General features: G+C 36.8%; 13 protein-coding genes. 8 read left to right on the forward strand and 5 right to left on the reverse strand.

Features of this window, described 5'->3' with window-relative positions:
- Positions 1–362 precede the first annotated feature (362 nt).
- Positions 363–896: an NfeD family membrane protein gene (locus LIS78_RS25950; protein ID WP_013085444.1), complete on the forward strand. Its 534-nt coding sequence runs from the start codon at positions 363–365 to the stop codon at positions 894–896.
- A gap of 20 nt (positions 897–916) precedes the next feature.
- On the forward strand, positions 917–2,446 hold the full coding sequence (gene floT, locus LIS78_RS25955) for a flotillin lipid rafts scaffold protein FloT (protein ID WP_013085445.1): 1,530 nt from the start codon (positions 917–919) through the stop codon (positions 2,444–2,446).
- Positions 2,447–2,482: 36 nt separating this feature from the next.
- Here floT and LIS78_RS25960 read toward each other — a convergent pair whose 3' ends face one another.
- The 3 genes from LIS78_RS25960 to galU form a co-directional block, all read right to left on the reverse strand.
- Positions 2,483–3,190: a WecB/TagA/CpsF family glycosyltransferase gene (locus LIS78_RS25960; RefSeq protein ID WP_013059779.1), complete on the reverse strand. Its 708-nt coding sequence runs from the start codon at positions 3,188–3,190 to the stop codon at positions 2,483–2,485.
- Positions 3,191–3,256: 66 nt separating this feature from the next.
- The gene (locus LIS78_RS25965) at positions 3,257–4,540 is read right to left on the reverse strand and encodes a nucleotide sugar dehydrogenase (protein ID WP_209150768.1); all 1,284 of its coding nucleotides are present in this window, start codon (positions 4,538–4,540) and stop codon (positions 3,257–3,259) included.
- A 245-nt stretch (positions 4,541–4,785) separates the two neighbouring features.
- Complete coding sequence (gene galU, locus LIS78_RS25970) at positions 4,786–5,670, reverse strand: UTP--glucose-1-phosphate uridylyltransferase GalU (RefSeq protein ID WP_029319374.1); 885 nt, start codon at positions 5,668–5,670, stop codon at positions 4,786–4,788.
- Positions 5,671–5,911: 241 nt separating this feature from the next.
- Here galU and LIS78_RS25975 point away from each other — a divergent pair, with 241 nt between their 5' ends.
- The 4 genes from LIS78_RS25975 to LIS78_RS25990 all read left to right on the forward strand — a co-directional run bounded on the left by LIS78_RS25975 (position 5,912) and on the right by LIS78_RS25990 (position 11,718).
- Positions 5,912–7,474, forward strand: a complete 1,563-nt coding sequence (locus LIS78_RS25975) for a replication initiation protein (RefSeq protein WP_209150769.1) — start codon at positions 5,912–5,914, stop codon at positions 7,472–7,474.
- The gene (locus tag LIS78_RS25980; RefSeq protein WP_209150770.1) at positions 7,467–10,097 is read left to right on the forward strand and encodes a DEAD/DEAH box helicase; all 2,631 of its coding nucleotides are present in this window, start codon (positions 7,467–7,469) and stop codon (positions 10,095–10,097) included. The genes LIS78_RS25975 and LIS78_RS25980 overlap by 8 nt, the downstream gene beginning before the upstream one ends.
- A 297-nt stretch (positions 10,098–10,394) precedes the next feature.
- Entirely contained in the window at positions 10,395–11,441 is a 1,047-nt protein-coding gene (locus tag LIS78_RS25985) for a C40 family peptidase (protein ID WP_209150771.1), read from the forward strand.
- Positions 11,442–11,580: 139 nt separating this feature from the next.
- On the forward strand, positions 11,581–11,718 hold the full coding sequence (locus LIS78_RS25990; RefSeq protein ID WP_195783343.1) for a hypothetical protein: 138 nt from the start codon (positions 11,581–11,583) through the stop codon (positions 11,716–11,718).
- Between the two features lie 268 nt (positions 11,719–11,986).
- Here LIS78_RS25990 and ssb read toward each other — a convergent pair whose 3' ends face one another.
- Complete coding sequence (gene ssb, locus LIS78_RS25995; RefSeq protein WP_014457774.1) at positions 11,987–12,349, reverse strand: single-stranded DNA-binding protein; 363 nt, start codon at positions 12,347–12,349, stop codon at positions 11,987–11,989.
- A 96-nt stretch (positions 12,350–12,445) separates the two neighbouring features.
- On the opposite strand from ssb, the gene LIS78_RS26000 reads away from it, so the two are divergent.
- Positions 12,446–12,883 (forward strand): YwpF-like family protein, encoded by a 438-nt coding sequence (locus tag LIS78_RS26000; RefSeq protein WP_195781577.1) that lies wholly within the window; start codon positions 12,446–12,448, stop codon positions 12,881–12,883.
- 26 nt (positions 12,884–12,909) lie between these two features.
- On the opposite strand, the gene LIS78_RS26005 is transcribed toward LIS78_RS26000, so the two are convergent.
- Positions 12,910–13,089, reverse strand: coding sequence for a hypothetical protein (locus LIS78_RS26005; RefSeq protein WP_195781576.1), 180 nt, complete (start codon positions 13,087–13,089; stop codon positions 12,910–12,912).
- Positions 13,090–13,407: 318 nt separating this feature from the next.
- On the opposite strand from LIS78_RS26005, the gene LIS78_RS26010 reads away from it, so the two are divergent.
- Positions 13,408–13,830, forward strand: a complete 423-nt coding sequence (locus LIS78_RS26010; protein WP_209150772.1) for a helix-turn-helix domain-containing protein — start codon at positions 13,408–13,410, stop codon at positions 13,828–13,830.
- The last annotated feature ends 8 nt before the right edge of the window (positions 13,831–13,838 follow it).

Below are 13,838 nucleotides of genomic sequence, written 5' to 3' on the forward strand. Positions count from 1 at the left end.
CTTTACTATATTTTATTAAAATATAAGCAAACTCCCCCCTTTTCGTCTAATTTATTCGTCATCTCTAACTCTTTTTCCTTTTTATTAAGCATATTTAAACCTTTATTTTTATTTCACATGGCCCCACTCATTATATGAACAAACTTTTGACCTATGCATATCCACTACTTCAAACAACATTCACTGAATCGTTGTCCTTATCTTATATCATTTAAAAGTTAAAATATAGTGAAATGGACAGAGATAAAATCAAACAAAAAAAGGAATTTTATCAAAAAAATGAAACTTTTTTTCGATACGGTTCGTAATACATAGTAGAAACAGCATCAATCATCTTACATAAAGGGGGTGTTGAATGAACTATGTTCGGTCTATCTGTTCAAACAGTGTATTTGTATGGATTAATTATCTGCGGAAGCCTCACCTTCTTATACATTTTATTTAGCGATTTGTTAGATGGATTATCTGAAGCGATACCTTTTTTTAACCCCACTCTTCTTTTTTCTTTTTTAACATTCTTTAGTGCCAGTGGATATTTGTTCGCCTATACGTCATTGCAAAATTATTGGATTATTTCGATTTCCGCTCTTATTGCCCTTCTACTCGTTATTTTGCTCAACGTTTTCGTATTGATTCCTTTATCATCGGCTGAAGAGTCTCTTGCTTTTACTGAAGATTCGTTAAAAGGAAGACTTGGTACCATTATTACTTCTGTTCCTGCAGATGGTTATGGAGAAGTATTTATCGAAGGGGTTAGCGGCACTATCTCCAAACCCGCTGCCAGCTTTAAAAACACTGCTATACCTTTAGGCAGCAAAGTGCTTGTGGTAGATATACAAAGGGGCAACGCACTCGTTGTGATTTATGAAGAAGTTATGACCAATCACTCATTATAAATAGTATTAGGGGGAGTTTTATGTTTTCAACACCTATATTAGTTGTCGTTGGAATTGTTGTTTTTTTATTAATAGCGCTGATTGCCGTATTTATTACAAAATACCGTACAGCAGGTCCAGATGAAGCGTTAATTGTAACAGGAAGCTATCTGGGAAATAAAAACGTGCACGTCGATGAATCCGGAAACCGCATTAAAATTGTTCGCGGCGGCGGTACGTTTGTGCTGCCAGTTTTTCAGCAGGCTGAGCCTCTGAGCTTGCTATCAAGCAAACTGGAAGTATCTACACCTGAAGTATATACAGAACAAGGTGTTCCTGTTATGGCTGATGGGGTATCAATCATTAAAATTGGAGGTTCTATTTCAGAAATTGCAACGGCCGCTGAGCAGTTTTTAGGCAAAGCAAAAGAAGATCGTGAAACCGAAGCTAGAGAGGTCTTAGAAGGTCACCTTCGCTCGATTCTTGGTTCTATGACGGTAGAAGAAATTTATAAAAACCGTGAAAAATTTTCTCAAGAAGTACAGCGCGTAGCTTCACAAGATCTGGCTAAAATGGGGTTAATTATTGTATCGTTTACAATTAAAGACGTTCGGGATAAGAACGGCTATCTAGAATCTCTAGGGAAACCTCGTATTGCTCAAGTTAAGCGAGATGCTGACATTGCAACAGCGGAAGCTGAAAAAGAAACAAGAATCAAGCGTGCTGAGGCTCATAAAGATGCCCAAAAAGCAGAGCTTGAGCGAAATACGGAAATCGCGGAAGCTGAAAAAATGAATCAGTTAAAAACCGCTGAATATCGTCGTGAACAAGATATTGCCAAAGCTCGTGCTGACCAAGCATATGATCTAGAAACAGCTCGCGCGAAACAAGATGTAACAGAACAAGAAATGCAAATCCGCATTATTGAACGTCAGAAACAAATTGAATTAGAAGAAAAAGAAATTCTTCGTCGTGAGCGTCAATACGATTCTGAAGTAAAAAAGAAAGCAGATGCAGATCGTTACTCTGTTGAGCAATCCGCAGAAGCTGAAAAAGCAAAACAGCTTGCTGAAGCAGACGCCAACAAATATCGAATTGAAGCAATGGCTAAAGCTGAAGCTGAACGCGTTCGAATTGATGGCTTAGCAAAGGCTGAAGCTCAGCGTGCCCAAGGTGAATCTGAAGCTGAGATTATCCGCTTAAAAGGTTTAGCTGAAGCAGAAGCTAAACAAAAAGTAGCTGAAGCATTCGAGCAGTTCGGTCAAGCGGCTATTTTAGATATGATTATCAAGATGCTTCCTGAATATGCAAAACAAGTTGCAAGTCCTTTAGCAAATATCGACAAAATTACGGTTGTGGATACAGGAAGCAATGGTGAAAACAGCGGAGCTAATAAAGTGACTGGCTATGCAACAAACTTAATGTCTTCTCTTCAAGAATCGCTGAAAGCATCCTCAGGTATAGATGTGAAGGAATTGATTGAGAACTTTTCTGGAAAAGGAAATGTGCGACAAAGCTTGCACGAACTAACGGATGAAATCAAGCAACAAAACAAGAAAGAAGATATCTAAAAATAAAAAGCATGCGGATATAATCCGCATGCTTTTTTAACCTCTTAACACTCGAAGAAGAAACCTAGGTAATTCTAACTGACGCTTCCATCTCCATGGTTCTTTTAACAGTCGATAAAGCCACTCTAAACCAAACTTTTGAAAAACAGCAGGTGCTCGGTTCAATCGTCCTGAAATAACATCGAACGAGCCCCCTACGCCTTGATAAACAGAAGGATTAAGTTTCTCTTTATGAGCAATAATCCAATTTTCTTGGGCTGGACTCCCTAAAGCCACAAAAACAATTTCTGCTCCTGAATCATTAATCGTACGTTCAATGACTTCTTCATTTTTTTCATAGCCATTTAATGTTCCAACAATTAAAATCCCTGGAAACATCTCTTCCAACTTAGCTTTGGCTTCATCTGCAATTCCAGGCTTGGCTCCGTATAAAAAAATTCTTTTACCGTTATTCGTTGCTTCTTTACACAGCTTCAGCATCATATCAATACCCGTTACACGCTCACGAATACGTCCCTTTTTGAGCTTTGAAGCTAAAATCACACCGATTCCATCTGGAATTTGATAAGTCGCCTGATTCAATAGTGACTTCAATTCCCTGTCTTCTTGTGCTTTCATAATTTTTTCAGGGTTGATTGCTACAATAAATGATTTTCGGCCTTTATCTATATCCTGAAGTAACTTTACCGCTAGCTCATCGTACGTGTCGCTACAAACGTCTATTCCTAAGATGTTTTCCTTCATTAAATCACCCGTATGTTGATTTTTTAGTTTTTTACAAACGAAAGACAGGCTGTTCAGCCCGTCTTTTTATAAAGTAGAAACTTTTGAATCACCAAGTAACACTACGTCAAAGCCTGCTGCTTTCCATTGATCACGCTGAATGCAGTTTTTCGTATCAAAAATAACTTTTGTACGCATGTGATTTTCAACAGATGATGGAAGAAGCTCTTTGAACTCATTATGATCTGTTAAAATAAGAATCACATCCGCATGTGCAACAGCTTCATCCAAACTTTGCGTCTGACGTTCGATTTTATTCTCTTTGATATGAGGATCAAATGCTGTGTAATCAACGCCCAGCTTTTCTAAATGATGAAGTACATCTGTTGATGGACTTTCACGCATATCGTCAATATTCCCTTTAAAAGCTAAACCTAAAACAGCTACACGTCCATGTTGAATGCCCTTTTCATCTAGTAGGCTTTTCGTTTTCAATGCTGTATATTCAGGCATTGAATCATTTGTATGACGAGAAAGAGAAATAATTTTTGCCAGTTCTGGCTGAAGCTCCGTTAAGAACCAAGGGTCAACAGCAATACAGTGGCCGCCTACACCAGGACCTGGTAAATGAATGTTTACACGTGGATGATAGTTCGCTAACTTAATCGCTTCCCACGCATTTACACCAATTTTTTCACTGATTTTTGCCAGCTCATTTGCAAACGCAATGTTCACATCACGATATGTGTTTTCGATTACTTTCACCATTTCAGCTGTTGTAGCATCCGTTACGTGAATATTTCCTTTTACAAATGTTTTATAAAGCTCAACAGTCAAACGACTAGACTCTTCGTTAATACCACCGACAATACGGTCATTATTTACTAGTTCCTCAAATACTTTTCCTGGAATAACGCGTTCAGGTGAATGAGAAACAAATAACTCACTGCCTAATTCTAAACCAGTTTCTTTTAGCACAGGTAGCATAACGTCTTCTACTGTACGCGGAGGAACTGTGGATTCTAAAATTACTAAATTTCCTTTACGAACGTAAGGAACAATCGATTTTGTCGCTTCTCGAACATAGTTCAAATTTGCCGTTTTATCTTCATTAATTGGTGATGGTACAGCAATAATAAAAATATCCGCCTCTTCAGCCGTTGTGCCTACCGTGAAGTGGCCGTTGTCAACTGCTGATTCTAAACGTTCTTGTAAGCCGTTTTCTTCTATATGAAGTTGCTTATTTTTAATTAATTCTACTGCTTTTTCATTTACGTCGACACCATGTACATATAAGCCGTGATTGGCAAACATAACAGCTGTCGGTAAACCTATATATCCTAAACCAACTACACACAATTTCTTTGTCATTGCAGAAAATCTCCTTTATATGACATGCTTAATAAATAAAACCTATCTGATATTATATCGAAAAATGTCATTTCATGATAGCATTTATATAAAAACATGAAATAATTTCTTTTACTTATTATTATGTAACATTTTATGAGAATTCATCAATAAACGATATAACCATCTTTTGTACAACAAGCTCTAACCCAAAAGAACTATTGAAAATCTCCTTGATTCCCAATAGTTCCCCTAGTAAATATATTTTACATATGCCCTTCTTTTTCGACAATTTCTCTAAAATAGCTCACTAACTCTTCTCGCAGCGGTTCTCTTTGCAGAGCTAAATCAATTGTTGCTTTAATGAATCCAAATTTATCTCCAACATCATAACGTTTTCCTTCGAAATAATAAGCAAGAACACGTTGAAATTCATTCAGACGTAAAATAGCATCTGTTAATTGAATTTCTCCTCCTGCGCCAATCTCTTCTCTGCTTAAGATATCAAAAATTTCCGGTGTTAAAATATAGCGCCCCATAATTGCATAGCCTGAAGGGGCCTCTTCTGGATTCGGTTTTTCAACAAGCGTTTCTACGTCTAATAATCCTTTTTCAAGAGGCTCTCCTTTAGGACCTACAATTCCGTACTTTGAAGTTTCTTTCCTAGGCACCTCCTGTACACCAACTACAGCGCATTCATATTTTTCGTATACGTCCATCAACTGTTTCAAACAAGGGGTTTCTGATTGAACTACATCATCGCCTAGCATAACAGCAAAAGGTTCATCTCCGATAAAACTTCTTGCACAGTGAATGGCATGACCTAATCCTTTAGGTTCCTTTTGACGAATGTAGTGAACATTAGCCAAATTCGAAATCCCCTGCACTTCTTCGAGCATGTCCCACTTTTCCTTTGCGGCTAATGTTTCTTCTAACTCATATGATTTATCAAAATGGTCCTCGATTGCTCGTTTTCCGCGACCGCTTACAATTAAAATATCTTCAATACCTGATGCTACTGCTTCTTCCACAATGTATTGAATCGTTGGTTTATCTACAATTGGCAGCATTTCTTTAGGCTGTGCTTTTGTAGCCGGCAAAAAGCGTGTCCCTAATCCAGCTGCTGGAATAATAGCTTTACGAATTTTCACTTACTTTTCCTCCTGTCAATGTCAATCGTGCTTATTGGTTATAGTATAGTAAGTCTGCGATTGAGTATGTACACAAAGTCATGTTGAATCCATTTCTTTTTATAAAGAGTCATGTTGGATTCTGCTTTATCATAACAAAAGATTTTGTATAATTCTATTTTTATCATTTATAATGAAAAGAAAATTAATCACTTATAAATATAATTTTATGCTCCACTTATGTATAGAAAGGAATGGGATTATGAGTTCGTTTTCAGATCACTTACAGCACCAATTTATACATCATTTCCCGTACAGTGATGCACGCTATCGTACGAATGCCCAAGCAGGACTAGACCTTTACCGTACCCATTCATTCTTCATTTTGCACAATGATGAACAGATATTAAACGTTAAAATCGATTCGTTTTATGTTGAACTAAACAAGCAGCTGCTCACTGAAAGTACCTGTTCTTGTCAGCATAACGGATTTTGTGAACACTGCTTTGCAGCATTTTTTTATATGTATTCATTAATAGAACCGCTTGCGCCCTTATTCAAAGAATGGCGAAACCATGAAAAAGCAGCTTTGACTATGCTATCTGCCAAACAAGTGTTAAAAAAGCCGAAGGCAACTTTTCAAGAGTGGAGACAAACTTTTGAGGAGCAGTATACGCTTTTTATGCAGGGGCGGCACGAAAATGACCGTTCCATTTATCATGAATATTATAAGTACTATTACCGTGCTTTAGTGAAAAAGGCTCCTGAGCATCCATTGCTTTATGCTTTATTTTGTATGTATGGAGCGGTTCATACATTCTATAAACTATCAGCTCAATTACAGGCACATCAGCTTTCTACTAACATCGAGGAATCATTCGTATGTAGTCACGTCTACAAAATAACAAATGAAATTTATGCTACCGCTGATTCATTAAAGCAAACGAAATACGATGAAGATGCATTATCTATTATAGAGGACAGCATTCCATACATCCGAGAATTATTGCATAAAGATATGCCTTTACAATATGAACGTATTGAGATTTATCGCGTTATTTGGCAAAAAGTCTTCACGTTAGAAAATTGGCGAAAAAATGAGGAACGCGAATTAAAAGCCAAGCACGGTTCTTTTATAAACAATACAGCTCTTTCCTATCTTTTATTCCTTCAAGAAAAAGATGACGAAGCAAAAGAACGTTTGAGCGATGAAACATTACAAATGATTCCCTATCTTATTCCTTGGTTAAATGATTTATTGCACGAAAAAGAAACTGACCGCTTTGCTCAGTGGGGCTCTTATATAATGGCCTATATAGGAGATTACGTACGCACCGTTCCGACTACTTATCAAGGAAGCCGAAACATGGTCTCCATGATTGTAAATTTATTTCAGCACTATAAAGACTTAACGAACGATCAAACTTTGTATACTGAAGCATTGCAAACATTACTTCCCTATAGTTTTATTGAATATAGTGATTTTCTATATGCTTCTGACCAATTGAAAAAGTGGGTTGAATTACAGGTGCTTCTTCAATATGACAGCATCAAATATGACGAGCAAACGATAGAAGCCTTAAAACAAAAAGATGAAAAGCTGGTTATTCCTCTTTATCATCAAATGATTTCAAAGCTGATTTACGAAAAAAAGAAAAGCAGTTATCAAGAAGCCTATATCTACTTACAAGAATTAAAGAGACTTTATCTACAAATGAATCGCTCTCTACTATGGGAACATTATATAGAAGAATTAACGATAAAAACGAAGAAACAGCGCGTATTTCAACAACTATTAGAAAAAGGAGATTTACTGAATGTTTGATTTGTTTCATTTAACACTTGAAGTCGAACCTGTACACGGTGACTTTTTTCTCTACTGTGTATCACCTAGCGGCCAAATTTTGCTCCCTGATACATGGAAAGATGCGCTGTTTCTATGGCATGAACAGACCTATTACGGAAGCGAAGTTACACAGGTTGAGATTAATGGAAAAAAAGGAATTCTTGTTTCTGCATGGCAAATGTTCACTTTCATACAATCACCTATTCAACAGCATGTGTTGAAACCGGCTTTGTCCGCTTCAGCGGAAGCTTATCAGCAAATTGCAGTCGATATGACAAGGAGGATTATCCAAGGGAAATTTCATTCTCTTCCTTTTAAAAAACAAATGACTGGATCGCTTTCACAAGCTGATGAGCAAGAGTGGCGAGCACAAATTAAAGAGAGCCTATTAAAAAAAGAAGGAAAAGACTTTTTAATAAGCATAGAAGGTGAGAGCTATAATCCTCCCTTTGACCTTTCATTGCGTATTGTAGAGCCAACGACCGATGGAGATGTATGGACGGCTGAAACATTCGTGATTCCCCACGATGAAGCCAAAGAACCTTTTATACTGGGAAGAACGCTTCCTAAAGAGTGGAATCACTACGAATCATATATCGCTTACGAACACGAACGATGGAAAGCATTGGCTCCTACTTTATACCAAAAAGGAGCGTTTATTCAGTCTGTCCTAACAGATGAGGAAGTATGGGAATTTCTAACTCAAGATAGTGCAGCATTGATTAAACAAGGTGTCTCTATCCATTTGCCAAGCTGGTGGGAATCATTAAAAAAAGCCACTATAAAAGTATCTGGCGCTATAGAAAATACTTCATCTGCATTGTTTGGTAAACAAGCTATCAGCAGCTTCCGCTGGTCATTTTCTATTGGCGATCAAACTTTCTCAGAAGAAGAGTTTCGGAAATTAGTCGAACAAAAACGCCGATTATTATCTATTAATGGACAGTGGATTCAACTGGATTCTAGATTAATTAAACAAGCGCAGAAAATTGTTAAAGAAGCTAGTAAAAAAGGCGTCTCAATTCATGAAATTTTAAAAACGAAGCTAACCTACATGGCAGACAGTAAAACTGATGAAGAAGAGGTAAAAGTTGAGTTCCAACTCCCCGCTTCCTTTCAATCATTTATTACATCCTTAACGGATTTAGAACGGCTGCCGGAAGTGCTGCCTCCTTCTGCATTTAAAGGTGTATTAAGACCTTATCAGCAGCAAGGTTTGAATTGGCTCATGTTTCTGAGAAAGTTTAACTTAGGAGGATGTCTAGCAGATGACATGGGGCTAGGTAAAACCATTCAATTAATTAGTTATTTAACAAACATTCATCAGTTACATAGCTCTCCTTCTCTTATCGTTTGCCCAACTTCTTTAATTGGAAATTGGGAAAAAGAATTCCAGAAATTTGCCCCTTCTCTTCGTGTTCATGTTCATTACGGGACGAAAAGAACCAGCGGAGACGCATTTGAGAAGATATGTGAAAGTACTAACGTTGTGATTACGACGTATCAAGTTGCCCTTTTGGATGTCGAATTGTTGAAAGGGTTTATGTGGAACAGCATTACCTTAGACGAAGCACAACATGTTAAAAACCCGCAGACTAAACAGGCGAGAGCCATCCGGCAGCTGCAAGGAAGACACAAAATTGCGCTAACTGGAACTCCAATTGAAAACCGTCTGCTGGAACTATGGTCATTATTTGAATTCATCAATCCTGGTTACTTAGGAACAATCAATTCATTTAAAAACCGATTTGTAGCCGGCATTGAAAAAGGCGAGAAACCTGAACGAACTGTTGAGCTCAAAGCACTCATTCAGCCTTTCTTATTGAGAAGAACAAAACAAGATAAAAACATCGCCCGCTCACTGCCTGATAAACAAGAACAAAAAGAATATATTCCGCTAACAGCAGAACAGGCCTCACTTTACCAGGAGCTAGTTCAAGGAATGCTTCAAGAAACAGAGGAAAAAACAGGATTTGAACGAAAAGGCATGATTTTGCAAACACTAAATAAGCTAAAATTATTATGCAATCATCCAGCTTTGTACTTAAAGGAAAGTGCAGCTAAACAAACGGTACGGCGATCTCATAAAAGTGAAAAAATTATTGAACTCGTAGAGAGCATTCGCACACAGCAAGAAAGCTGTTTAATCTTTACTCAGTATATTGAAACAGGACTCATGCTGCAAAGAACCTTAGAAAAAGAAATCAACGAGCCGGTTTTATTCCTTCACGGAAGTTTGTCAAAAGAACAAAGAGATGAAATGGTTGCTCAATTTCAAGCAAGGAAAAAAGCCATCTTTATCCTTTCTCTTCGCGCAGGTGGAACTGGCTTGAATTTAACAGCTGCAAATCACGTTATTCATTTTGACCGATGGTGGAACCCAGCCGTTGAAAACCAAGCAACCGATCGCGCCCATCGAATTGGGCAGAATAAATTTGTTCATGTTCATAAGTTTATTACAAGAGGAACGATTGAAGAAAAAATTGATGAAGTGATCAATCAAAAACAACATCTAAACAATGAACTCATCCAAGGAGATCAATGGGTAACAGAACTTTCTAATAAAGAACTACAAGAGCTTCTTGCGTACAGAAATGAATAAGAAAAATTATAAAATGTGTTACGACGTTACTAAAAAGAGGACTTTTTTACTTGTCCTCTTTTTTTATTAGATCATTCGACATAAAAAAATAAGTGTAAATCATTTTTCAGCTACTGATAAAGATACAAAAAGCACAATAAATAGCGTTTTTTGAATAAAAAGGTATTTTTATAGCGAAAAAGACCCTTTACTTTCTCTTTAAATTCCAGCATATTTATACATATAATATTTTTGTAATTTAATAGATATATTGGAAAAATAAACACGAAACATTTACATAATTAGGGGGATTTATTAATGAAAAAAAGGCAGCTCGCTTTATCTCTAGGCGCCATTGTTGGCGGGACATTCCTATATCAAGCTTCAGCTGAAGCATCTGCTTCAACTGTTCAAGTCAAAGCTGGAGATACACTTTGGTCATTATCTACCAAATACCATACAACGGTAGAAGCTTTAAAAAGCGTAAATAAGTTATCTTCAAATACAATTCGCATAAGACAAACGTTATCGATTCCTTCTGCTTCAACCTCTCAACCATCTAATAAGGAAGAAAAGCCTTCAGCTCCTGCTACTGGTTCAACCTATAAAGTTCAAAGCGGCGATACCCTTTGGAAAGTTGCTACTCGTTTTAATATGAGCGTAGAAGAATTAAAACGTTTGAACGCTCTTTCTTCTAACATTATTTATATTAACCAAACGTTAAAAGTAAATGGAAGCAATAGCGCATCGACTCCAACTACGAGTAAACCAGCAGAAACTCCTTCTAAGGATGCAAACGGAACTTACAAAGTTCAGCGTGGAGATAGCCTATCTAAAATAGCTTCGACATTTCACATGAGCGTCAGTGAGCTAAAACAAATAAACGGATTAACGTCTAATACGATTTATGTAAATCAACAATTAAAGGTATCAAAAAGCAGCCAAACAACTACGCCAACAACAAAACCAAGTACATCCACACCTTCAACTTCTAACGGAACATTAAATGTATCGCAAATGATTTCAGATGCAAAACGTTATATAGGTGTTCCTTACAAATGGGGTGGCACAACTCCTTCTGGTTTTGACTGCAGCGGATTCATTTATTACGTAATGAAACAACAAATTTCTACAACGCGCTATACGACGGCTGGTTACTGGAGTGTATCAACACCCGTAAGTAATCCACGGCCTGGAGACTTAGTGTTTTTTAATACATATTCTAGCGGTCCTACACATATGGGCATTTACCTTGGTAATCGTCAATTTATTCATGCTGGGTCTTCTACGGGTGTAACCATTGCAAGCTTAGATAACAGCTACTGGAGCAAGCGCTACTTAGGTGCAAAAAGATTTGCTAAATAATTGATAGAAGCTGAGACAAAAGTATTTTAGTTGAAGGAAGATCCGAACGAGTTTGATTCTTGATAGAGAATCAAACTCGTTCGGATTTTTTCATTGGTAGGGTGGATGTAGGTTTCATATATGTAGGTGCTTCTAGCTGTTGATTGGAGGGCAAGGCGAAGACTCCTGCGAGAAAAGCAGAATAGATGAGACCCCGCGCGCAAGTGACGAGGAGGCTCATCGGCCGCCCGCGGAAAGCGAAGCCTTGCACGGAAATCAACAGTGGTGTAACAAGTGATCCATACTATCTCATTTATCCCATTTGTTTGTCTTTAGATTGCCTTGATTCAGTTATGTCCCAATCTCTTATATACAGCAAAAAAAAACCGTTAAATGATTTAACGGCTGAAATAGAGGAATAGTTCGGGGGTAGTGAATACTTTGATTTTCTCTCTTGAGAACATAGAAAGAGCCTTGCTCTTAAAGAGGATCTATCTTCTATTATGATAGATAAGGGAAATTAAAACCTTACCTGAACTAATCACCCCCTTTCATACTAGATAACTTTATTCTTCTTGTTGATTTGAATCAAATGAAGAAGAACCGGATGGCTTTCCACTTAAAAACTTAACAGCATCAGCCACAACGTCGGTCATATATACTCGTTGCTGAAGATTATTTTCAAACGTGCGCGTTTGTACACGCCCTACTACACCTACAACCGCTCCTTTATCACAGTAAGCAGCCGTATTTTCTGCATTTTTTCTCCACAGCGTAATGTTGACAAAATCAGCATCATATTCACCCTCAACATTTCGAAACGTTCGATTAATTGCTAAAGTAATGGTAGATACTGCAATCCCTTCATGGGTATATCGAAGCTCCGGTTTTTTTGTCAGTCTTCCTACAAGAACAATATGGTTAATCATAGTCTACCACTCCAACTGATTGAATAATGGGAATCTTTAAGCTCATTCATGTTATAATATGGATAACCTACTATTTACGTAAAGGAGGAAACATCAATGAAAACATTTAAACTTGTGTCATTTCAATTGGTTGATGATCAAGAAAAGCGTCAGTCTGTCTCACTAACTAATGGCCTTATTATTAATAAAGAAGACGGCGAAAATAACTGGATTTTAGAAGCAGTTATCGATAAGAAATGGTACGATGAATTTCATGTTTTTTTGAAAGATAAACAAAAAGTGACGGTAGAAGCTAAAATTACGAAAGAAACAAATGATCCGGCTACCTTTATAGCTACCGTGGCTTCCATTACTTCAATTGGTGAAAATCGTATTAGTTTGTTGATGAAAGGTGTTTTAAAAGAACGGAGACTTCATTATGCTGAAATGCTCTTAGAGGATTTAATTAACCAAGGGTTATCAGGTCAAGATTTACTTCAACAGTTCAAACTGCAGCTTCGAAACAGACCGATAAAAAGTACATCTAAAAAATAAGTCAAGTCATCTCAAGGTGTCTGGATTTAAAAGAGAGGATTATTGTTTGCGGTCTTTTTCGTTGGTCCATGAGAAGGGTAAAGAAAAGAGACTTCACTGGAGAGGTACCTTTCTTTTTTTCCTAAAAATAAATGAGCACGACTAGAACGTTTTAAACGATTATCTCTTATGCGAGCGCCTTGCCTTTTTAAATAAAAATTTGTCATTTTTTCACTCCTTTTTCTTTGTAATTCGTATATTAATGCATTTTCCCCCGTTATTCAACCATTTTTTTCAATATACCGAACAAAAAATAGGATTTTTTTACTATAAAAACCTCTATTTTTGTTCTTTTTTTTATATCCATGCAGGAAAATGAATCTTTTTAGAGAAAAAAAAAGAAATAAAAACAGGTTTTATTCCCTTTATTGCAGAAGGTAAAGTGTATATGTTTCATATTGTGCGAATTTAGCATGTTAGAAAGAATATGAACTACATTCGAACAATGAGATACATACTTATCTTTACGAAATCAGGTGATGTATATGAAGGGTTTTGGAGAAAGAATTAAGTATTTCAGACTAAAAGGAGGATTTTCGCAGGAAGAATTAGCAAATCAATTAAATGTTTCGCGTACAACTATTTCGAAGTGGGAATGTTCGAAACAAACGCCTTCCATCTTTGACTTTCTATCTCTATGTAATTGTTTTCAAGTTACGCTAGACCAACTTATTGAGCCTTCCTCTTATAAACAAGATCATTTACATGATTTCCAACTTCTTTACTTAACAAGAAAACGTGAGTCTGATTCATGCGACGATGCAATTTTAAAACTCATAGATAAACAGCCCTCATTGAAAAATTTGCTCTTACAATTTTCATCTCTGTCACCAACTCTTCAAAAAGAGTTGCTAACGGATATTATACCTTTATTAAAGAAACTTTTTTCTGCTTTGCAGCGCCAATAAAAAAAGCT

Source organism: Priestia megaterium (genome assembly GCF_023824195.1).
Lineage (GTDB): Bacteria > Bacillota > Bacilli > Bacillales > Bacillaceae_H > Priestia > Priestia megaterium_D.

Excerpts from the sequence above, each read along its gene's own strand:
- LIS78_RS25950 (WP_013085444.1), top strand. The coding sequence starts at position 363 with ATGTTCGGTCTATCTGTTCAAACAGTGTATTTGTATGGATTAATTATC.
- floT (WP_013085445.1), top strand. The coding sequence starts at position 917 with ATGTTTTCAACACCTATATTAGTTGTCGTTGGAATTGTTGTTTTTTTA.
- LIS78_RS25960 (WP_013059779.1), bottom strand. The coding sequence starts at position 3,190 with ATGAAGGAAAACATCTTAGGAATAGACGTTTGTAGCGACACGTACGAT.
- LIS78_RS25965 (WP_209150768.1), bottom strand. The coding sequence starts at position 4,540 with ATGACAAAGAAATTGTGTGTAGTTGGTTTAGGATATATAGGTTTACCG.
- LIS78_RS25975 (WP_209150769.1), top strand. The coding sequence starts at position 5,912 with ATGAGTTCGTTTTCAGATCACTTACAGCACCAATTTATACATCATTTC.
- LIS78_RS25980 (WP_209150770.1), top strand. The coding sequence starts at position 7,467 with ATGTTTGATTTGTTTCATTTAACACTTGAAGTCGAACCTGTACACGGT.
- LIS78_RS25985 (WP_209150771.1), top strand. The coding sequence starts at position 10,395 with ATGAAAAAAAGGCAGCTCGCTTTATCTCTAGGCGCCATTGTTGGCGGG.
- ssb (WP_014457774.1), bottom strand. The coding sequence starts at position 12,349 with ATGATTAACCATATTGTTCTTGTAGGAAGACTGACAAAAAAACCGGAG.
- LIS78_RS26000 (WP_195781577.1), top strand. The coding sequence starts at position 12,446 with ATGAAAACATTTAAACTTGTGTCATTTCAATTGGTTGATGATCAAGAA.
- LIS78_RS26005 (WP_195781576.1), bottom strand. The coding sequence starts at position 13,089 with ATGACAAATTTTTATTTAAAAAGGCAAGGCGCTCGCATAAGAGATAAT.
- LIS78_RS26010 (WP_209150772.1), top strand. The coding sequence starts at position 13,408 with ATGAAGGGTTTTGGAGAAAGAATTAAGTATTTCAGACTAAAAGGAGGA.